The organism is Dasania marina DSM 21967 (assembly GCF_000373485.1).
GTDB lineage: Bacteria > Pseudomonadota > Gammaproteobacteria > Pseudomonadales > Dasaniaceae > Dasania > Dasania marina.
Window position 1 is genome coordinate 438091 of sequence record NZ_KB891585.1, and the last position, 20261, is coordinate 458351.

Genomic DNA, 20261 nt, shown 5'->3' on the forward strand with positions numbered 1-20261 from the left:
TAGAGCCTAGCCATTACAGCTACAGGGTCGACGCTACAACTAGCAATCAGTGTCTGCTGCATCCATGCCTTCTTTGGCATCTTCACAGGCATCTTCAATCTTATTACCTATATCTTGGCCTTTTTCTTGTATGGTCTCAGCAGCGTCATCCATCGCTTCACCAGCCTGCTTAGCCTTATCTTCAACTACCTGTCCAGCCTGTTTAGTTTTATCAGCAATTGTTTCACCTGCCTGTTCAACCGACCCTTCTTTTTCGCACCCGCTGATAGCGGCAACTGTCAACAATACAGCTACTAACATGCTTTTATTCAACATAATTCATTCCTCTGATTTATAAATAACAAATATGATCACGACCGTGATCCGACATTTCGACTAGGTAGCTTAGCAATACTAAAGTCGAGAAGTTACCGGTATCCCCCTAGACGGCGCAATTCAAACGCCAAAGACGTAAAAAACAACTCAATAAAAAATCTGCGCCCTTTCTACTATCGTAGCGGCGACATCACTAAAGGCAAAAATCCAGCGAATATAACCCCACGAAAAACATTAATATCCAATAAGGTACAGCGATACTTTTAAGTTGATCTATTAGCCTATACTTATATGCCCTACCCCGTCAAACATAGCACTACCAAGAATACGATTGCCGCCGGTTCCAAGTTTGAACCAAACAACGCTGCGCGCCTACATGTAAACCAGCGCGCCTGTAACAATGGTGCTAACAACAAGCGGGGATCGACAACAAGTGAACCGCCATCTAGTTCATTTGCCATAACTTAAACACCCTTTACCGGCAGCTACCCCGTTATTTGCAAACAGTGTCTTTTTTATTATGGCTGAGATTAAATCACTGGCTGGACGCAGTTGCTAATCATGCCCTAAAGCGAAACGAGAGCAGCTTAAGCTGCCGGCTTTAGCCTAATCGCTTTTATTATGTCTCTCCAGCTAATGATTCCTACCGGTTTACCTTCTTTATTCACGACAGGGATACACGATATTTTATGCTGTTTAAATATCTCTACCGCCTCATAAAAGCCCGATGTCGGCAGCAAGGTAATCGGTTTTCTCGTTAATATTTGGTGTGCTTTTTTGTTAAGCGTGGCCGCATCCCTAGCTGTTTCAGCAGGCGTCCCAACATTAGGGCTCATGACTTTTAAGAGGTCTCTATCCGATATAACCCCAAATAACTTCATGGAATCCACTACCAACAGGTGATGGAAATTATTGCTGTCAAACAGCTCTTTGATCTGGGCCAATGAGTCATCCATGCCGACAGTGACAATAGATTTACTCATGATTTTGTCTACGTTCATCTTTAAACCTTGTTCATCTTTTTTGTGGTAGCGGACTCGGCTATCGATAAAGCTACCATTCAGGCTGCAGAGCAGAGAGCAATGAACTGTTATAACAATCTCTTAGCGTGCTATAAACCTAAGGCTAACAGTCAGGCTAGGCGTCCTCATCCCCTCTACGCTGCCAGCATTTGTGTTTAGCCAATATAAGTACCAACGCTATGGCCTCCCTTTCACTAACAGCTTGAAGTGTATTCGATATCCCGTCGCAAGGAGGGAAACTGCCTATATTTCTCGGAAAAACTCTTTAGGATGCCACTATGGGCTAGCACTGCAGACACCCAATAATGGCCATATACGCGCTTTTAAGAAGGGGGATTCAATACTGGAATGCCAGATACTAAAAAGGCCCCGTTAGGAGCCTTTAAAGTGTATATATGGTGCGAAGAGGGGGACTTGAACCCCCACACCCAGAAGGCGTCAGATTTTAAGTCTGATGTGTCTACCGATTCCACCATCCTCGCAAACTACATACAGTTACACACTATCGGTGTAACTGAACTTTATAAGTTATTAAATAAAATCTTATTATTCAATAACTTAATAAATCTTTCTCAATAAAAATAAAGAGACTCTTGGAATTTAAAGCCTGCCGGGCTACCTAGTCACTACTCAAAACTATTGAGAGCTTATTTACCCACGGCGGTCACCGTGCTGCCTTGGCCAAGGGCTTTCATCAAAGATGAAATGGAGGCGCGAGCCGGAATCGAACCGGCATAAACGGATTTGCAATCCGCGGCATAACCATTTTGCTATCGCGCCGTATCTAGCAGCTCTTATACGCTCTAAGTGCTAAGCACACCATCGAGTACGATAGCTGGCTAAAACTGGAGCGGGAAACCGGGTTCGAACCGGCGACCTCGACCTTGGCAAGGTCGCGCTCTACCAACTGAGCTATTCCCGCAAACTGTTTCGACGTGACTAATTGCTCATCCCCGAAAAGTGCGCCTATTCTAATGTTTCAAGCGTCACTGTCAACTACACAATGACTATCTTATTGAAAAATAATGAATAAAAACCCTATTCTGGATAGTTATTAGGCAAAGCCCCTCGCGGTCGTTTACTTACTATCCAACTTAAACTCGGGTGAAGCTGCCCGCAGGTAAACAATCATAGACCACAGCGTTAATGCTGCTGCTATATACATCACCACCACCCCAGAGATTACCCAGACACCGCTGCGCTCAGGCGCCGCCAGCAACAAGATAAAAATCGATAGCATTTGCAGTGCGGTTTTAAACTTACCTACTTTCGACACCGCAACGCTAGTGCGCTTACCTAATTCTGCCATCCACTCTCGCAGTGCCGAGATCAGCACTTCACGACCGATGATAATCATAGCCGGCACGGTAAACCACCAGTGCCCCATGCGCTCTACCAGCAAGGTTAGCACTATCACCACCATCAGCTTATCCGCTACCGGATCTAAGAAGGCGCCAAAGGGTGTACTTTGGTCCAGCCTGCGAGCCAAGTAGCCATCCAGCCAATCAGTTAGCCCTGCCAAAGCAAATATCAGCGCCGAGGCGGTATAACTCCACGCATAGGGTAAGTAAAAAACAAGTACGCAGAAAGGAATTAATAGGATTCTAAACAGTGTTAATAGATTGGGTAAATTCATGCAATTGGGGCTTAGCGTTGGGATGTTAGTATAAAGCGCCAGTTTAACTGTTATGCAGCGCAGTATATATATCTACCGCCAATTTCTGGCTAATTCCCGGTACTTTAGCCAAGTCGTCGGCGCTGGCGGCGCCCACCTCTTGCCAGCCACCAAAATGGCGCAATAGCTCCCGACGCCGTTTCGGCCCTACCCCGGCGATACCTTCCAGTGGCGATTCACGGCGTGCTTTATCGCGCCGCTGCTTGTGGCCGGTAATGGCAAAACGGTGCGACTCATCCCGTATATGCTGAATTAAATGCAGCGCCGATGAATCTGAGGGCAGCACAAACTCATCGCCAGTATCGGGCCGGTACAGGTATTCAAAACCGGCCTTACGGGTAGTGCCTTTGGCTATACCTACCACCATTAAATCCTTAATAGCCAGCTCCTCTAGCACTTGCGTGGCTTGGCTCACCTGCCCTTTGCCACCGTCTATAAAAAGGATGTCGGGCATTTTCTCGTCGCCGGCTTTAATACGGGCATAGCGGCGCTTTAGGGCCTGCTGCATAGCGGCATAATCATCGCCGGCGGTAACGCCCTCTATATTAAAGCGACGGTAGTCGGATTTCAGTGGCCCGTTCTGGTCAAACACCACGCAGGAGGCCACCGTGGCCTCGCCAGAGCTGTGGCTAATATCAAAGCACTCCATGCGCTTAGGCGGCTGATCCAAAGACAACACCTCTTGCAGCGCAGCAAAACGGCTGCGTATGTTTTGTTTATTGGCCAAATGGCTGTTGAGGTTTTGCTGCGCGCTTTGCTGCGCCAATTTCAGCCACTGGGCTCTGGCACTGCGCACGTTTTGGCTAATGCTGATTTGTTTTTGGCTGACGCTGTTTAAGGCTTCGTTAATAACTTGCTGATCTTCCGGCTCGTGGCTAGTGACTATTTGCCCTGGCACTTCTCTGGCCGACCCCGGCGACAAATAAAACTGTGCTAAAAACGCCGACAGCACCTGCCCCGGCTGCTCATCTAAATGCGCCTTAGGGAAATAGCTTTTACTGCCCAGCACCCTACCACCGCGTACAAATAACACCTGCATACAAATAGCACCGGCCGATAGCTCGCAGGCAAATATATCCACCTCACCGCCAGCGCCATCAATGGTTTGGGTGGCCTGCACCTGCTGTAAGTGCTGAATTTTATCCCGCAACAAAGCCGCTTGTTCAAATTCTAAATCTGCAGCTGCGGCTTCCATTTCATCAGCCAGTTCTTTAATCAAGGTTTTGTTATGGCCTTCTAAAAACATGACCGTGTGCTTAACCGACTCGGCATAGTCCTGTTCGGAAATTTTCTCGACACAAGGTGCCGTACAACGATTAATTTGATGCTGCAAACAAGGCCGCGAGCGGTTGCTAAAATAACTGTTATCGCACTGCCTAACCTTAAACACTTTTTGCAATAAGTTGAGGCTTTCTTTAACCGCGCCTGCGCTGGGGTAAGGGCCAAAGTACCGCCCGCCGCCACGTTTAACGCCGCGGTGATAAGACAACTGCGGATACTTATCATTAGACAAATATACATAGGGATAAGACTTATCATCGCGCATTAAAATATTGTAAGGCGGGCGATGTTTTTTGATTAAGTTCTGTTCAAGTATTAACGCTTCCGCTTCTGTATGGGTAACGGTGACTTGTATGGAGGCAATTTTAGCCACCAAGGCCTGGGTTTTAATCGCCAAGCCCTTGCTGCGAAAATAGGAGGACACGCGATTTTTTAACTGCTTAGCCTTACCCACATATAAAATTTTCTGCTGGGCATCATACATCTGGTAGATGCCAGGCTTGGCGCTTAAGGTTTTTAAAAAATTCTCCGAATCAAATAGCTGTTCAGTCATTTGGCACTAGCCACTATACGTCTAAAGGTTAAATTGATACGACCCTGCACACTGGCCTGCTGGGTTTTAGCCAGTTGATGCTGCCAGTAGTGCTGGGTACTGCCCTGCATTAATAGTAGTGAGCCCGACTCTAAATCTATATGTCGTATCGTGCGCGGCTGGGCAATAGTTCTAAAACTAAAGCGGCGGGTATCGCCAAAGCTAAGTGAGGCGATAACGGGATTAGAGCCCAACTCTTTTTCATTATCGCTATGCCAACCTACACTGTCTTGGCCGTTGCGATAAAAATTTGCCAGCACGCTATTAAAATTCAAACCTAGTTTACTCTCCAGCTGTCGTTTTAAAGTGAGCAGCTCCGGGCACCAACTATTGTGCTGTAACTGTATGCCGGAATAGGCGTAATCCGTATTTTCATCGCCATACCAAGCATTTAAGCGCGGTATGGCTTGCTGTTTGCCATAGAGCAGCATGCTGTCTTGTCGCCATTTAATGGCGCCTAATAGCGGCTGCACCCAGGCTTGGTCATCACCAATAAAATGCGGGTAGTAGCAAACCTCAGCATGCTCCATCACCAAGGGATAGGCGGCGTCTTGCGCAAACAAAAAATCTTGTTGACTGGCCATGGCTATAACCCTCGCTTACTAAATCCGGCGCTACCCATAAACACGGGGTTCAATTTCTAACATGACTTGAAAACGTTGGTAGACGCTGTCTTTCACTTGTTGGGCGTAGGCCATAATATCCTTACTGCTGCCACTGTGATTAATCAGCACCAAGGCCTGCTGCTGATGCATGGCTACGCCATTGTGGATTTTACCCTTCCAGCCTAACTGCTCTATTAACCAACCTGCTGCCAATTTTACTCGCTGCTCGTCCACCGGGTAATACACCAACTCTGGATATTGCTTAAGTAACTGCTGGCACTGATCTAGGCTGATGAGTGGGTTTTTAAAAAAACTACCGGCATTAGGTAATTCATCGGGCGAGGGTAATTTCGCAGAGCGTATCGCTATTACGGCATCCGCCACCTGCTGCGCATTGGGTTGAGTAATACTGTGTTGCTGAAAAAAGTGCTTCAGGGACTGGTAGGCTATATTGGCGTGGAAGTTGTTGCTGAGTTTGAAACACAACTCACTAATAATAAAACAGTCTTTTAATTCATGCTTAAAAATACTATCGCGGTAGCCTAGCAGGCACTGGCCTTTACTCAACTCGCGCCAAGTACCACTAATTAAATCCAAACCTTTAAGGCTGACCAACACATCGCTTAACTCAACACCGTAAGCGCCTATATTTTGTATGGCCGCCGCACCCACTCTGCCGGGTATTAACGCTAGATTTTCTAAGCCGTGATAACCCTGCTGCACGCAGTGCATCACAAACTCATGCCAATTTTCCCCCGCCTGCACGGTGACAAACACCTCATCACCCTGCTCGCTAACAGCTAGTCCTTTACTATTAAGCTGTATCACCAAGCCCGCCAGTGATTCAGCCAATACCATATTAGAGCCGCCGCCCAGCACGGTTATGGCCAGGCCTTTTTTCTTGCCCTCGCTCACCGCAGCCAGCAAGTCGTTATGATCATCAACGCTCACAAAATATTCCGCCGTAGCACTTACCGCTAAGCTATTGAATTTTTTTAAATCGACATTGCGTTGTAATTTCACGTCATTAACTAATCGCGGTTATAGAGTGTGTTGTTTGAGCACGTGTTTGATAAAGGCCTCACTGGCATCCGTTACTAAATCCAATACCAAGTTAAAACCTTGCTCACCGCCGTAATAGGGGTCAGGCACTTCGCTGTGGCTGGACTGTGCATCAAACGCTAAAAATAACGATAGTTCAGCGCGACACTCAGCAGGGGCCATGGTTTTTAAGTTGGATAGATTTTCCAAGTCCATGGCCAGTATATAATCGTAGTCATTAAAGTCGGTGGGGCTTACTGCTCTGGCTCGCAAATCACTAATGTCTATGCCCCGCTGTTGGGCGGCAGCTATAGAACGCTGATCCGGCGACTTGCCAATATGCCAAGCGGCGGTGCCTGCGGAATCTACGCTAATACGCTGCTCTAAACCCCGCTCTTTAATTTGTTGCCGCAACACACCCTCGGCGCTGGGCGAGCGGCAGATATTACCTAGGCAAACTAGCAACACTTTAATCATAATTGTTTTGCCGCAATAATGGCCCGAACTTTTTCTAAATCAGCAACGGTATCAACACCGCCAGGTATTAACTCTATCGCTTCTTGCGCATGAATTTTTACGCCGTTTTCCATAGCGCGTAATTGCTCTAGTTTTTCGGTTTGCTCCAACATGCTCATAGGCCATTGCACAAAGTCATGTAAAAAACTGACCCGATAAGCGTAGATACCAATATGCCTATAGTAATGGCTGTTAGCGGGTAGGCTTAGATCAGTATTACCGCTGGCCAAGCCTGCCCATAAATCTCTGCACCAAGGCATAGGTGCACGCGAGAAATATAACACCTCACCGTGTTTGTTTAAGGTGACCTTAACAGCATTGGGGTCGAAGACAGTTTCTACATCGCTTATAGCTTCGATTAAGGTCGCTATGCTGGCAAAGCTGTTGCTGGCTAAATTATTGGCGACTTGATTGATAACGGCGGCGGGAATTAACGGTTCATCACCCTGCACATTCACCAACACATGATCGTCAGCTAATTGTAATTGCGCGGCCACTTCCTGTAAGCGATCGGTGCCCGATTCATGGCTGGCTTTAGTCATGGCCACTTCGGCACCAAAGGCTGTTGCGGCATCGGCTATGCGCTGATCGTCGGTGGCTATAATCACCCGCTCAGCCTGTGATTGCAGCGCTCGTTCATAAACATGCTGAATCATAGGTTTGCCCGCTATATCTAATAACGGCTTGCCTGGTAAACGGCTAGAGGCGTAACGGGCCGGGATAATAATACTAAAACTCATGAGCTAAACTCTTCTACCTGTGAGGTTAGGGTTGCCAGTTGTGCGCTAAGGCCGCTGTAAAAAGCTGGCGCTATCTGGCAACTTACTGGCAAGTACCACATATTTGCCGCGGCAAAATCAGTTACTTTTACCGCATCTTTTTCTGTCATGATTATCGCCATGTCATCACTAAACTGTAAGTCTGCGGCGCAGTAATGGTGATGGTCGGCAAAGCTGTGTGGCGTAGTCTCGAAACCCAAGGTGCTCAGGGTATCAAAAAAACGCTGGGGATTACCTATGCCAGCAACAGCATGCACCGTCTTGGCCGCTCGCCACTGTGCTATCTCGCAGCGCTCACCGCTAGCGATATTGATTAGGGCCTGAGGCTTTAATTGCATGGCAAAGCTACTGGCATCTAGATCTTGCTCCGGCGCAGCGCCGTTATACAATTTATAATCTACCCGCTTAAGGCGGCTAATCGGTTCGCGCAAAGGGCCTGCAGGTAACAGCCAGCGATTACCAAATTGACGGGCAGCATCGACTACCACAATTTCTATGTCACGTTGTAGCGCATAGTGCTGCAGACCATCGTCGGCGATAATAATATTGCAATCATGATTAGCCAACAAATAGCGGGCAGCCTCTGCTCGGTCTGGCGCAATCACTAGCGGGCACTGGCTAGCGCGGGCAATGAGTAGCGGCTCATCACCCGCCTCTACGGCGTTGGAGCTTTCAGTTACTGCATAAGGATAATGAGGTGCTAGGCTGCCGTAACCACGGCTGATAATACCAGGGCGGTAGCCTTGCTCTTTTAGATATGCCGCTAGAGCTACGACTACCGGGGTTTTGCCCGTACCACCCACTGCAATATTACCGACAACAATCACCGGCACCGGCGCGCGATAGGATGTAAATAAAGCTACGCGGTAACAACAGCCCCGCAAGGCCATTAATAACCAGTAGATAAAAGACAGCGGCAGTAAGGCATAAGGCCATAGCGCCTTGCTATACCAAGCGCTAGCGAGAGCGTGTAAGCGGGGCTGCTGCTTAGCTGTCATTAAACTGATTTTTATGTAGCGCGGCATAGCGGCCATCTAAGGCGATTAAGCTTGGGTGATCGCCCTGCTCGACAATTCGACCCTGTTCCATCACCACGATAACATCGGCATTTTCTATGGTGGATAAACGGTGGGCAATCACCAGGGTAGTACGCGATTCCATCACGGCTTCCAAGGCATCTTGTATATGGCGCTCAGATTGATTATCCAAGGCCGAGGTAGCTTCATCCAATATCAGTATGGGGGCGTCTTTCAATAAGGCTCTGGCGATCGCTAAGCGCTGCCTTTGACCGCCCGATAACATCACCCCGTCTTCACCGGTAATGGTATCTAAGCCCTGCGGCAGATTGGCGATAAAATCTTGCGCATGGGCGGCGGCAACGGCGGCGTGTATATCATCGTCACTGGCATCCGCCATGGCACCGTAGGCAATATTATTGCGTATGCTGTCATTAAATAAGGTAACCGACTGTGTCACCACCGCAATATGGCTGCGTAGATTTTCTAAGCTGTATTCGGTAATCGGTTTACCATCTATGCAGATGCAGCCTTCGGAGTAATCATAAAAACGGGTAATTAAACTGGCCAGCGAGGATTTACCGCTGCCGGAAGAACCTACCAAGGCTACGGTCTGGCCGGGTTTAATGGTTAAATTAATATCGTGTAACACATGGCCATTTTCTTCGTTATAGCCAAAGTTTATGTGCTTAAACTCTATGGCACCGCTAACGGTATCGGCTTGGAATGTGCCTTCATCTTTTTCTACTTGGCTATCTAAAAAGCCAAATACATCGGTGGCAGCCGCTAAACCTTTTTGTACATCCGAGAATACTTCACTGAGCTGGCGTATAGGTTTGGGTAATAACATGGCGGCGGTTAAGTAGGCGACAAAAGTCCCCGCTGACATTTCACCTGATAGGCCCAAGCCCACCCACACCAAAAAGGCCAACACTAAGGTGACGGGCTGCTGTATTACCGGCGGGCTAATAGCATTATAAAAGCCCATCTTTACTGACTGATCTAGGTTTTTATTACTGGCCTTTTGAAACTTTTTACGCTCTGTTTCGGTACCGCCAAATATGCGTACTTCTTTATAGGCTGAGATACTCTCGCTAGTGACTTGGGTAACCTCCCCCATAGAAACTTGGATTTTTTCGCTAATTTTTCGAAAGCGCTTACCCACCCACGTCACAAGCAAAGCAACCAATGGCAGCGCTAAAAACAAAAACAACGACAGCTGCCAGTTCACGTAAAATAAATAAGCAACCAATCCCGCCGAAAACAGACCTTCGCGGATAATCACTTTTAGCGATGAGGTCACCGCCTTGGTCACCTGCTCGACATTAAAAATAATTTTAGAGATTAAAAAACCACTGGACTGGCCATCATATTCTTTACTGGGCACCAACAACATATGGTCAAAAATATTGCAGCGCATTTTATGAATAAGGTGACGAGAAATATAGGTAATATAATAATTACCAAAAAAGAAGCCCACGCCTCTCAACATGCCCAATAGGATAATACTGCCTACTATCCAGTTTCGGGCCTGGTTGGGCAGTATGTCGGCGCCCGCCATATCCAATACCAATGAAGCAACTATGCCGCCGCTATTTTTAGCTAGGCTACCGTTGAGGCTATCGACAATAAAGCCCATTAAATCGGCCATGGCTATTTGCGATGCCGAGAAAATCATAAAACCTATAATGGATAAGCTAAAGACAAACCAGTATTCCGTCACATAGCGCAATAAACGTAAATAGGCTGTTAAATCGCCGTCGTTGTTTTTAGACATAATGGTTTCGTTTTAAAGAGTTTATTCAGTAGCCGGTTGCTGCGTGGTTAAGCTTAGCTTAGCAAAGCCCTGCTTGCCTGCGGCGTCCATGGCGGTAATCACGGCTTGGTGTGGTGTTTTAGCGTCGGCGGTAATCACCAAGGGTAAATCGATGTTGCCGCCGCTCACTTCAGTGAGGGCTTTTTGTAAATTAGCTAGATTAGAGCTGACTAAAGTGCGGCCATTGACTGCGTAATTACCGCTGCTGGAAATGGTCACCTCTATAGCGTCTACCGCCACCACGCTTTCATCGCCGCTGGCTTCAGGTAGGTTTAAGCTTAGGTGGGTTTCTTTGGTAAAACTGGTAGACACCATAAAAAAAATCAACAGCAGAAACACCACATCAATTAAGGGCGTTAGATTAACGGTGACTTCTTGATTGGTTTGTCGACGAAATTGCACTGGTTATTCCCTCAATTAAGCCGTGTTATTACGCTTCTGTAAAATCGACTTTGCGCTCACCGTGTAAGGCGTCGACTAACTTAATGGTTTCTTGCTCTAAGGTAATCACAATAGTATCTATACGGCGCAAAAAATAGCGGTGCATGACTAGCGCCGGTATCGCCACAGTCAAACCTGCGGCGGTGGTAATTAAGGCTTCCGAAATACCGCCAGCGAGCACGCCAGCATTACCTGTGCCCTGCAACATAATAGCGGTAAATACTTTAATCATACCGATAACAGTACCCAGCAAACCCAGCAAAGGGGCTATGGCGCTAATGGTGCCCAAGGTATCAAGAAAATGCTCTAAATCATGAATCACATGGGCGGCAGCTTCTTGTATGCTTTCTTTCATTACGTCACGGCCATGCATGGAATTGCTCAAGCCCGCCGCTAAAATGCGACCCAGTGGCGAACTGGCTTTTAACTCGCGTAATTTCTTGGCGTCCAGCTGATTATTTTTCAGCCAACCCCAGACCTGCCCTAACAAATTACGTGGGGCAATTTTTTGTGGGTTTAAAGCGATTATACGCTCTACACAGATGGCTACCGCTAAGATAGAACAAAGAATAATGGGCAGCATTAACCAACCACCTGATGTTACTAATTCCAGCACATAAACCCCCGGGTTCTTATGATTATTAGCATGCATTATATGCGACCTGCCTGCATTGGGCTACGTCGTTATTGCCAATAATAAGCTTTATTGGCTCGCTGGTAGTTTATGTGGAGTGCTGTCGCGCTAGCATCAACGCTTAGTGCACCTTGCGCGGCCGTGCTGAAAGCTACCGCACCTAACTGCTGATAACGCTGCACCACTTGCGCGCTAGGGTGCATAAAACGATTATGGTAACCGCTAGAATAAATCACCACTTTGGGCTGCACCCGCTTAATAAAAGGCCAGGATGAAGAACTTAGGCTGCCGTGATGAGGCGCCAATAATAGCTCGGCGTTAAGCTGCTCACCGTAGCGGGCGACTAACTGCTGCTCTCTGGCCCGCTCTATATCACCGGTTAATAATAGACTGTGATAGCGGTTGCTGATTTTTAACACGCAAGACGCATTATTACTGCCGGTAGCCGGGCCACTGTCACCGGACATAAACTCAAACGCCACCCCATACCACTGCCACCGTTGCTGCTGGCAGCGCTGGCCCAGCTGGCTATAGTCGGTATTGTAGCTTGGTAAAGCTTCGCCCTTATAAAACTGTTTAACGGTGAGTTGTTGCAGCACCTCAGGCAACCCTCCGGCGTGATCATTATCGCCGTGGCTAATCACCAACGCATCGATGGCTTTTATACCCTGCGCTCTAAAATAAGGCAGCAATACACTATTGGCCATGCTGCCCTCCGGCCAAGCCGCACCGACATCAAACAGTAGATATTTATCGCGGCTATTCACTAATACCGACAAGCCCTGGCCCACATCAAACACTAGCACCGTGAAATGGCTGTCAGGCTTGCTAATAGTAGGGCTATACCACAGCGGTAGGCATAACAAACAGGCCAGCCAGCGGCCCGGCAGCGCCTTGGGTAACAGCAGTAGTAAACTAGCCGCCAATAATAATACATAGCCTAAGCCATTATCATCAGCCGGGGTTAATACCGCCGCATGTGCTTGTAACCACTGCAAGCCGGCCATAAATTGCGCCAGCATGGCATTCAGCCCCTGCCATAACAGGCCCGATAGCAGCCCCTGATCAAATAAGCTAAGCAAGGCTGCCAGCAACAAACCGGGGATGAGTAACAGACTAAATAAGGGGATGGCGATAAGATTTACCAGCACCGCCAACAAGGGCGCCTGCTTAAACAGCAGTAATAATATCGGCGTTAGCGCAATAAATACCGCCCACTGCGCCCTCAGCCAGGGTTTTCGTAGCACACTCTTTAAACCTAAGCCGCTGGCTTGAGCATGGTAGCGATTACCGCAGCACAACAAAATAGCAGCCACCGCAACAAAGGAGAGGTAAAACGAAGGGCTGATTACCGCCAGCGGGTCCAGCAATAAACACAGCAGTAAAGCCAGGTTAAAACGGTAAAACAGCGTTAAATGCCTAGCGCACAACATGGCCAGCATAAACACCCATACCATCACCGCCGCACGCTGGGTAGGTAGCGAGAAACCTGCAGCAGCGGCATAAACACCGGCAAACAGGCTGGCACTGAGGCAGCTATACCTCACCACATGATACGGCTGTAATAGCAACGCCAGCAGACGCCCGCCATAAAACCCTATCACCGCCAATATGCCTATATGCAGGCCCGAAATTACCCACAGGTGCAAAGTGCCGGTATCACTTAATAGCTGCCACTGGCTGCTGCTTACCCCACGTTTATCGGCAACCAGTAAGGCTTTAATCAGACCGCTGTGGTCTAGACCCTGCAAACGCTTATCTAAAAACTGCACTATGCGCCAGCGCCAGTAATCTAGGCTATAGCGGTTATGACCTAGCAACTGGTTGTCGTCGTTATTAAGCACCTTCCCTTGCGCATCTATGCCTTGCTGTAGCAACCAAGATTGATAATCAAAGCCGGCAGGATTACTTAAACCACGTGGCTGCCGCAGCTCGGCACTGAGCCGCCAGCGCTGGCCCGGAATAATGGCAGGGCCGCCGTACCAGTGCAGCTGTACTTTTTTTAACGCTAAGGCTTGTTTCGCAAAAGGCTGCCCCTGCTGATCGTGGCTGTGCAGTATCTGCAGTTCAAAACGCTGTACCGATTGGCCATAGCGCAGGGTTTGTTTAGGCAGTCCGACCACTTGCCCCTCTATGCTGATACTCTGGTTTTCGTGGCTAAGCGGCAAGCGCTGCGCTAATAGCTGCTGGCCATGGTAGTGGCCATAGCCCAGCCCCATAATTAACAGTAAGAGCAAGCTTGCGTAGCGGCGATATCTTGTGCGCTGCAATAGCAAACACAACACTAGCCCTAGCAAGCCCAGCGCTAACAGAGTGGGTCGCGTTAATAATTGCGGTAAGCCCGCCGTAGCAGCTATGCCTAGGCTGAGCGCAACCATCCATGATTGCATGATACTGTTTCCGTTATTGCGAACTTGAGTGCATAATATGCGCCGTTTAGTCATCACTAAGTGTTAACGTTCAGGGATAACACCGTTTTATTATGACCAAAAAGTTTATTCAGCGATTCTTACCTGACCCTACTTGGATTAAAAATCATCAATCACTACGGTTTTTAGGTGACTGGTTACACGATCCCAACATTTGGCACCTCAACAGACGCAGCGCTTCGATGGCGGTGTTTATAGGCTTATTTATAGCCTTTGTACCCCTACCCTCGCAAATGTTAATGGCCGCGGTATTGGCCGTATTATTAAGAGTTAATCTGCCGCTGTCGGTATTATTAGTTTGGGTTAGCAACCCCATAACCATGCCGCCGCTGTTTTATATGGCCTATAAAGTAGGCTTTGCCTTGATAGGCGACAGCCACGCCCCAGCCTTTCACTTTCAATTATCGTGGCAGTGGTTAAGCACAGGGCTGGCCACTGTCTGGCAGCCGTTTTTGCTGGGCTGCTTTGTGTGCGGTTTATTTCTTGGCTTGCTAGGCAGCGCCCTAACCCGCGTTGCTTGGCGCTGGCATGTAGTACACCTCTGGAATAAGCGCCGCCTGCGCCGCAGCATTGCAAAAAAATAGCACTGAAAATAACGCTTACTCGTAACGCCTACTCGTAACGTAAAGCTTCCGCTGGTCGAACTTTTGCCGCTCGCCACGCAGGATATATTGTTGCCAACACACTCATGATAAACGCCGTAGCTGCCACCAACAGCACATCAGACTGGCGTATATCCACCGGCAAATAATCTACCGGGTACACATCAGAATTTAAAAAATGGTAATTTAGTAGCTGCTCTAAGCCGGCCACGATATCAGTTACCGACACGCTTAAACCCAAGCCTAACAACACCCCAAAGCCAGTGCCTACCAAACCAATTAGGCTACCCTGCACAATAAAAATCATCATTACTTGCCTGGGGCTAGCACCCAGCGTGCGCAATATAGCAATATCGGCCTGCTTATCGGTAACCACCATCACCAATGCCGACACCACATTAAATGCGGCTACCGCAATAATAATAAACAGCATTAAACCCACCAGCTGTTTAGAGAGCTGTATGGCAGAATATAAATTACCGTGGCTGCGGGTCCAATCGCGGCTGCTATAGCCGTAAGGTAGGCTTTGTTCTAGCTCCCAAGCTACCCGCGGTGCGGCAAAGGTATTGTTGAGTAATAGACGCAAGCCCTGCGCGCTAGGGTTACCTGCCACCAAAGGCTGGGCGGTAGCCAGTGACAGCAATATCACCGACTGATCCAACTCGGTGCCGGTATTAAAGTCAGCAAGCAATCGCAGGCGCTTAAATATAGGTTGAGTTTTACCACTGGCCGATTGCTGGGGAATCATAATATTAACGTTATCGCCGGGCTGCAAAGCTAAACGCTGCGCTAAAGCATGACCTATCACCACGGTATCAGGCTGCTGCGCTAACTGTGCCAAAGCCTCGGGTTTGATGAACTGATCAATAATAGACACCTGCGCCTCGCGCTCTACATCTATGCCATAAATCATCACCGATTCGACATCGGTGCCGTGTAATAACATACCGCCTAATTGTATAAAGGGCGCAACGGCTTTCACCTCGCTGTGCTGCGTAATGATTTTTTCTACCGCGGGCCAATCACCGTTATCGCCATGGTGGTTAATAATAATATGCGGCACTAAACCTAAAATACGCTCGCGCATTTCCTTATCAAAACCATTCATCACCGATAGCACAACAATCAACAAGGCCACGCCCACGGTCATACCCAACATAGAAACCAGCGAGATAAATGACACCAATTGGCTGCGCCGCTTAGCGCCGGCATAACGCAGGCCTATAAATAAAGAGCAGGGTTTAAACATGGGTTTAGCTGGCCCCGATGGCTGAGTGTGTGGGCTGTAAGTGTAACTGCCCTTCCGACAAGCTATACACCTTGCTCATGCGCCTAGCCAAGGTCATATCGTGGGTTACCACGATAAAGCTGGTAGCTAAGCTGCTGTTTAATTCTGCCATTAGCTGATGGATATCATCGGCGGTATGTTGATCTAAGTTACCGGTAGGCTCATCCATTAACACACATTGTGGCGCTGCCACTAAAGCTCTAGCGATGGCGACACGCTGGCGCTCGCCACCGGATAACTCACTGGGTTTATGTTGCAAGCGCTGGCCTAAACCCACCCGATTTAAAAAATCAGCAGCCTGCTGCTTGGCCTGTTTGGCCGAACAAGTGCCTAACAATAAAGGCATAGCGACATTTTCCAGCGCAGTAAACTCGCCTAGTAAATGGTGAAACTGATAGACAAAACCCAAGTGCTGCTGGCGCAAAAAACCGCGCTGGGTTTCCGATAAAGTATTGAAACTTTTACCGGCAATGGACACCGATCCTTCACAGGGTAAATCCAAGCCGCCTAGCATATTAAGCAAAGTGGATTTGCCCGATCCGGAAGCGCCCACTATGGCCAGCATGTCACCGGCCTGCACTTGTAGATTAACCCCTTGCAGCACCGCTAATTGCTGCGGCCCTTGCTGGTAACTTTTATACACATTGTCACAGGCTAAAACGGTAGGCTGAGATTGAGGTTGAGTTTGAAAGTTCAAGCGACACCTTCTTTAATAGTATTATTCATAACGCAGAGCTTCTGCGGGGTGTATGTTGGCGGCGCGCATAGCCGGATATATGGTGGCTAAAGCGCTGAGTAAAAAACCAGCGCCGGCAATTATCGCAATATCTTGCCACTGCACCACCGAGGGAATTTTACTAATAAAATACACATTGGGATTAAATACGGTTAGGCCTAACCAAGACTCCAGCGTAGCCACTACCTCGCCCACATAAAAGGCCAAGGGCAAGCCCAGCACTATGCCTAGCAAAATGCCGCCACTGCCTACCGCCATACCCTGTATCATAAAAATATTACGTATGGCCTTGGGCGACATACCCATGGTGCGCAACACGGCAATATCGGAACGTTTATCGGCCACCATCATGGTTAAGATAGAAATAATATTAAACGCGGCTATGGTCACTATCACCAGCAACAGTAAGGTGATCATAGTTTTTTCCATTTTCATGGCCTGAAACAAACTACCCTGGGATTGCTGCCAGCTGCTGGCTTTAGCACCGGGGAATAGTTGCTGCGCCAATTGCGGTAGCAATATGGGCGCGGCAAAAATATCCTGTAACTCTACCCGCAAACCGGTCACGTCCTCGCCTAGCTGAAATAACTTTTGGCCATCCGCTAAATGGATAAAGGCGGTATCACTATCTAATTGTGCACCCACGCTAAAAATAGCCACTACCGTAAAGCGCTTCACTCGGGGGTAAACCCCAACCGGAGTAATGGTAACCTTGGGCAACATCACCGTGACTTCATCGCCAGGTCTAACCCCCATATAGCGGGCCAGAATATCACCCAGCACTATGCCGTAGCGCCCTTGCTGTAACTGCGCCATATCACCGGCAATAATATGCTCGGCCATAGTCGACACCCCTTGCTCTAAGGTGGGGTCTATGGCATTTAAACGCGCATTTCGCAAAACACCATAGCGGCTGAGCATCACATTACCCGCCACATAGGGCGCTGCGGCTTTTACCTCAGGATGTTGGCTTAGCTTTTGCTGCCATTGCGGCCAATTGTGTAAAGCTGGCTCGGCGGTAATATGGCCGTGGGGTAATACCGACAAAATACGGCCGCGCAGTTCGGACTCAAAGCCGTTCATTACCGACAGCACCACAATTAATGCCAGCACCCCTAACACCATACCCAATAAGGAGATCAGTGAAACAAAGGAGATAAATTGGTTGCGGCGCTTGGCCTGTGTGTAGCGCAGCCCTATAAACAGGGCCAAGGGTTTATACATTGTTTTTATTTATACCGTTACAGATTAAAAACTTAGCGCTACACTTATCGCTATCACAAGTCAGCATTGAGCCCGTGTGCGCCTATACCCTTGAGTTAACAAGCCGGGCAAAACAGAGTGTAACCTATCTATGGATAAATCGTCTCCCTCTTCTAAGACCAACCCCTTTGACATGGGGGATATGCGCAATTATTTTAGGGTCAGCTCTGAGGTTAAAATTCGCACTGTGCCCTGCAGCCAGCAGCAAGTAGAAAAGGAGCTGTGGCCGAAAGCGCTAAGTAAAAGCCCCTCCCTACTGTTATTAGAAGCCTTAAAAATTACTGAGCATGAAGCGGCCCCCTTATTGCGCAGCATAGGCGAGCAAAATCGAGCGGTGGAACAGTATTTACGTAATATTAATAAACGCCTAGAGTTGATAGGCAGTTATTTAAATGAAAGTAGCGAACAACAGAATGATAGCAGTGAGCAGCACGTTCTGATTAGCGAAGGCGGTATAGAGTATAAAGTTGACAGTTTAAGTCATAGTAAACTGGGGGATTATCTAGCCTTAGAAGTGATACTCAGCCTGTCGCAATCCGCCCTATCACTGTTTGGCAAAGTGATTAATGTACGCGAGAAAAATAAGCAATACCTAATAGGCGTAGAATTTTTACAGCTGAAAGAGCTAGACAGGCAGCAGCTGGCTAAGCATGTCATACAACAGCAACTGGCTGACAAGCGTGATGCTAAAGCCAAAGGCTAATACACACCTTAAAAAAAAGGGGCGCCGCTAATTGCTGCACCCCTTTTTTATTTATAGCTTAAGGCTATTGCGCTTATTTTTTAGTAGCGTCATAGGCTAGCTCGGTTTTTGCTAAGCTAGCTATGCGCTCATTCTCGTCATCACAAATCTCCTGGTCGCCACCGCAAATATCGCAAGCAGTCTCCATACCCAAAGCACTCATACCGCCACAGGAGCCTGTAATAGGCTTTTTACCCATAATCACACCTATGGCCATAGCGGCGATAACAAAGGCGATAAAACAAAAGGTAATAATAAATGTGGCCATGATAGTGTCTCTTTTAGTGACGTTTCGGTACCGGGGTCAGACCCCATATTCGATATTGGCGCTCTGACCCCTTATTCCCTGGTTGGGCTGCGGGGGACAGAGCACTGCGCGGCCCGTCTTTGTAAATAGGCCCCGTAAAATACAGGGGTGTTGAACCCCTGTATTTTACTGTAAATAAGGCCTAAAAGCATCGCTGTATTTAGCGGCAAAACCTTGCTCGGTTTTAACCAAAAGATATATCGCCAAGCCCTGCTGCTGGGCCAGTTTAAGCCCTGCCTCTGGCCCCATCACATTAATGGCGGTCGCTAAACCGTCGGCCTGCGCTGCCTCATCGGCAATCACGGTCACTGAAGCGAGGTTATGGGTAATAGGCTTGCCCGTAATCGGTGACAGGGTATGCGAGTAACGCTGCCCCTCTTTCTCGAAATAGTTACGGTAATCACCCGAGGTGGCAATAGCCTTATCGGTAAGGGCAACGGCCTTATACACCTCACCGAAGCTGCCGTCGGGCTGCTCTATCGCTATCAGCCACGGCTGGCGTTTAGGGCTGTGGCCGCTGAGACGCAGCTCACCGCCTACTTCCGCCATAAAATGCTGATAGCCCTGTTCCCTGAGTAAATCAGCAACTTGATCCACCCCGTAGCCTTTGGCTATAGCCGACAAATCAATTTGCAAAGGCGTTTTTTTGCTAATTGCTATGCTGCCTATATTCAACTCTATATTCTGAAAGCCAGCATCGGCCAACAAACTATCGATTAGCGTTTGGCTGGGTATTCTATCTTCGTGACCGGTATTGCCAAAACCCCAAGCATTCACCAACGGCCCTACCGTAATGTCAAAGGCGCCACCGGTCAGCCAGGAAATTTCCATGCTTTGCAATAACACATGAAATAGCTCAGGGCTAACCTGCTGCCACTGGCCTACCGGTAAGCGGTTGAATTGCATTAATTCAGAGTCGCTTATGTAAGTAGACATTTGCTGATTGATTTGCTGTAAGCGTTGATCAACCAGTGCCTGTATCGCGGCAGCATCGATAGCCTGCTCGCCGTGCACCACAGTGATGTGGTACGTGGTACCCATGGTCTTGCCGCTGAGCTTAAGCGCCGCTAGGGGCTGCTCGCTGCAAGCAGAGAGTAAAGTGGTGAGGGCTAAAACAAAAACGGAGAGCATTGCTGCTCTCCGTTTTATCAATATCATCGT

At 48.3% G+C, this 20261-nt stretch carries 20 protein-coding genes and 3 tRNA genes; 2 read left to right on the forward strand and 21 right to left on the reverse strand.

Going from position 1 to position 20261, the window contains the following annotated elements:
* Positions 1–39: 39 nt before the first annotated feature.
* From B067_RS21320 to B067_RS0111610, 16 genes are all read right to left on the reverse strand, one after another.
* Complete coding sequence (locus tag B067_RS21320) at positions 40–315, reverse strand: hypothetical protein (RefSeq protein WP_019530246.1); 276 nt, start codon at positions 313–315, stop codon at positions 40–42.
* Between the two features lie 587 nt (positions 316–902).
* Entirely contained in the window at positions 903–1316 is a 414-nt protein-coding gene (locus tag B067_RS0111540) for a CBS domain-containing protein (RefSeq protein ID WP_019530247.1), read from the reverse strand.
* 417 nt (positions 1317–1733) lie between these two features.
* Positions 1734–1819 (reverse strand) — tRNA-Leu (locus B067_RS0111545).
* A gap of 224 nt (positions 1820–2043) precedes the next feature.
* A tRNA-Cys gene (locus B067_RS0111550) sits at positions 2044–2117 on the reverse strand.
* Between the two features lie 66 nt (positions 2118–2183).
* Positions 2184–2259, reverse strand: a tRNA-Gly gene (locus tag B067_RS0111555).
* Between the two features lie 156 nt (positions 2260–2415).
* Positions 2416–2973, reverse strand: a complete 558-nt coding sequence (gene pgsA / locus B067_RS0111560) for a CDP-diacylglycerol--glycerol-3-phosphate 3-phosphatidyltransferase (RefSeq protein WP_019530248.1) — start codon at positions 2971–2973, stop codon at positions 2416–2418.
* A gap of 43 nt (positions 2974–3016) precedes the next feature.
* On the reverse strand, positions 3017–4846 hold the full coding sequence (gene uvrC, locus B067_RS0111565; RefSeq protein ID WP_019530249.1) for an excinuclease ABC subunit UvrC: 1830 nt from the start codon (positions 4844–4846) through the stop codon (positions 3017–3019).
* Positions 4843–5469, reverse strand: coding sequence for an alpha-ketoglutarate-dependent dioxygenase AlkB family protein (locus tag B067_RS0111570; protein ID WP_019530250.1), 627 nt, complete (start codon positions 5467–5469; stop codon positions 4843–4845). The genes uvrC and B067_RS0111570 overlap by 4 nt, the downstream gene beginning before the upstream one ends.
* Before the next feature lie 30 nt (positions 5470–5499).
* On the reverse strand, positions 5500–6513 hold the full coding sequence (gene murB / locus B067_RS0111575) for a UDP-N-acetylmuramate dehydrogenase (RefSeq protein ID WP_019530251.1): 1014 nt from the start codon (positions 6511–6513) through the stop codon (positions 5500–5502).
* A gap of 18 nt (positions 6514–6531) precedes the next feature.
* On the reverse strand, positions 6532–7008 hold the full coding sequence (locus tag B067_RS0111580; protein WP_019530252.1) for a low molecular weight protein-tyrosine-phosphatase: 477 nt from the start codon (positions 7006–7008) through the stop codon (positions 6532–6534).
* The gene (gene kdsB / locus B067_RS0111585) at positions 7005–7787 is read right to left on the reverse strand and encodes a 3-deoxy-manno-octulosonate cytidylyltransferase (RefSeq protein ID WP_019530253.1); all 783 of its coding nucleotides are present in this window, start codon (positions 7785–7787) and stop codon (positions 7005–7007) included. Before kdsB ends, B067_RS0111580 begins: the two co-directional genes overlap by 4 nt.
* Entirely contained in the window at positions 7784–8851 is a 1068-nt protein-coding gene (gene lpxK / locus B067_RS0111590) for a tetraacyldisaccharide 4'-kinase (RefSeq protein WP_205619969.1), read from the reverse strand. Before lpxK ends, kdsB begins: the two co-directional genes overlap by 4 nt.
* Positions 8814–10619 (reverse strand): lipid A export permease/ATP-binding protein MsbA, encoded by a 1806-nt coding sequence (gene msbA / locus B067_RS0111595; protein WP_019530255.1) that lies wholly within the window; start codon positions 10617–10619, stop codon positions 8814–8816. Before msbA ends, lpxK begins: the two co-directional genes overlap by 38 nt.
* Before the next feature lie 21 nt (positions 10620–10640).
* Positions 10641–11060, reverse strand: coding sequence for an ExbD/TolR family protein (locus tag B067_RS0111600; protein ID WP_019530256.1), 420 nt, complete (start codon positions 11058–11060; stop codon positions 10641–10643).
* 28 nt (positions 11061–11088) lie between these two features.
* On the reverse strand, positions 11089–11751 hold the full coding sequence (locus B067_RS0111605) for a MotA/TolQ/ExbB proton channel family protein (protein WP_019530257.1): 663 nt from the start codon (positions 11749–11751) through the stop codon (positions 11089–11091).
* A 32-nt stretch (positions 11752–11783) separates the two neighbouring features.
* The gene (locus B067_RS0111610) at positions 11784–14123 is read right to left on the reverse strand and encodes a DNA internalization-related competence protein ComEC/Rec2 (RefSeq protein WP_169335572.1); all 2340 of its coding nucleotides are present in this window, start codon (positions 14121–14123) and stop codon (positions 11784–11786) included.
* A gap of 92 nt (positions 14124–14215) precedes the next feature.
* On the opposite strand from B067_RS0111610, the gene B067_RS0111615 reads away from it, so the two are divergent.
* Positions 14216–14746 (forward strand): DUF2062 domain-containing protein, encoded by a 531-nt coding sequence (locus B067_RS0111615; protein ID WP_019530259.1) that lies wholly within the window; start codon positions 14216–14218, stop codon positions 14744–14746.
* A 28-nt stretch (positions 14747–14774) separates the two neighbouring features.
* Here the strand turns inward: B067_RS0111615 and B067_RS0111620 are convergent, their stop codons facing one another.
* The 3 genes from B067_RS0111620 to B067_RS0111630 are packed head-to-tail and all read right to left on the reverse strand — an operon-like array spanning position 14775 to position 18012.
* Positions 14775–16013: a lipoprotein-releasing ABC transporter permease subunit gene (locus B067_RS0111620; RefSeq protein WP_019530260.1), complete on the reverse strand. Its 1239-nt coding sequence runs from the start codon at positions 16011–16013 to the stop codon at positions 14775–14777.
* 4 nt (positions 16014–16017) lie between these two features.
* Complete coding sequence (gene lolD / locus B067_RS0111625) at positions 16018–16749, reverse strand: lipoprotein-releasing ABC transporter ATP-binding protein LolD (RefSeq protein WP_051083847.1); 732 nt, start codon at positions 16747–16749, stop codon at positions 16018–16020.
* Between the two features lie 21 nt (positions 16750–16770).
* Entirely contained in the window at positions 16771–18012 is a 1242-nt protein-coding gene (locus B067_RS0111630) for a lipoprotein-releasing ABC transporter permease subunit (RefSeq protein WP_019530262.1), read from the reverse strand.
* A gap of 130 nt (positions 18013–18142) precedes the next feature.
* On the opposite strand from B067_RS0111630, the gene B067_RS0111635 reads away from it, so the two are divergent.
* Positions 18143–18754 (forward strand): PilZ domain-containing protein, encoded by a 612-nt coding sequence (locus tag B067_RS0111635; RefSeq protein WP_019530263.1) that lies wholly within the window; start codon positions 18143–18145, stop codon positions 18752–18754.
* 73 nt (positions 18755–18827) lie between these two features.
* On the opposite strand, the gene nqrM is transcribed toward B067_RS0111635, so the two are convergent.
* Positions 18828–19061 carry a (Na+)-NQR maturation NqrM gene (gene nqrM / locus B067_RS0111640; protein WP_019530264.1) on the reverse strand — a complete coding sequence of 78 codons (234 nt, stop codon included), beginning with the start codon at positions 19059–19061 and terminating at the stop codon, positions 18828–18830.
* A 165-nt stretch (positions 19062–19226) separates the two neighbouring features.
* Positions 19227–20231, reverse strand: coding sequence for an FAD:protein FMN transferase (locus B067_RS0111645; protein WP_019530265.1), 1005 nt, complete (start codon positions 20229–20231; stop codon positions 19227–19229).
* Positions 20232–20261 lie beyond the last annotated feature (30 nt).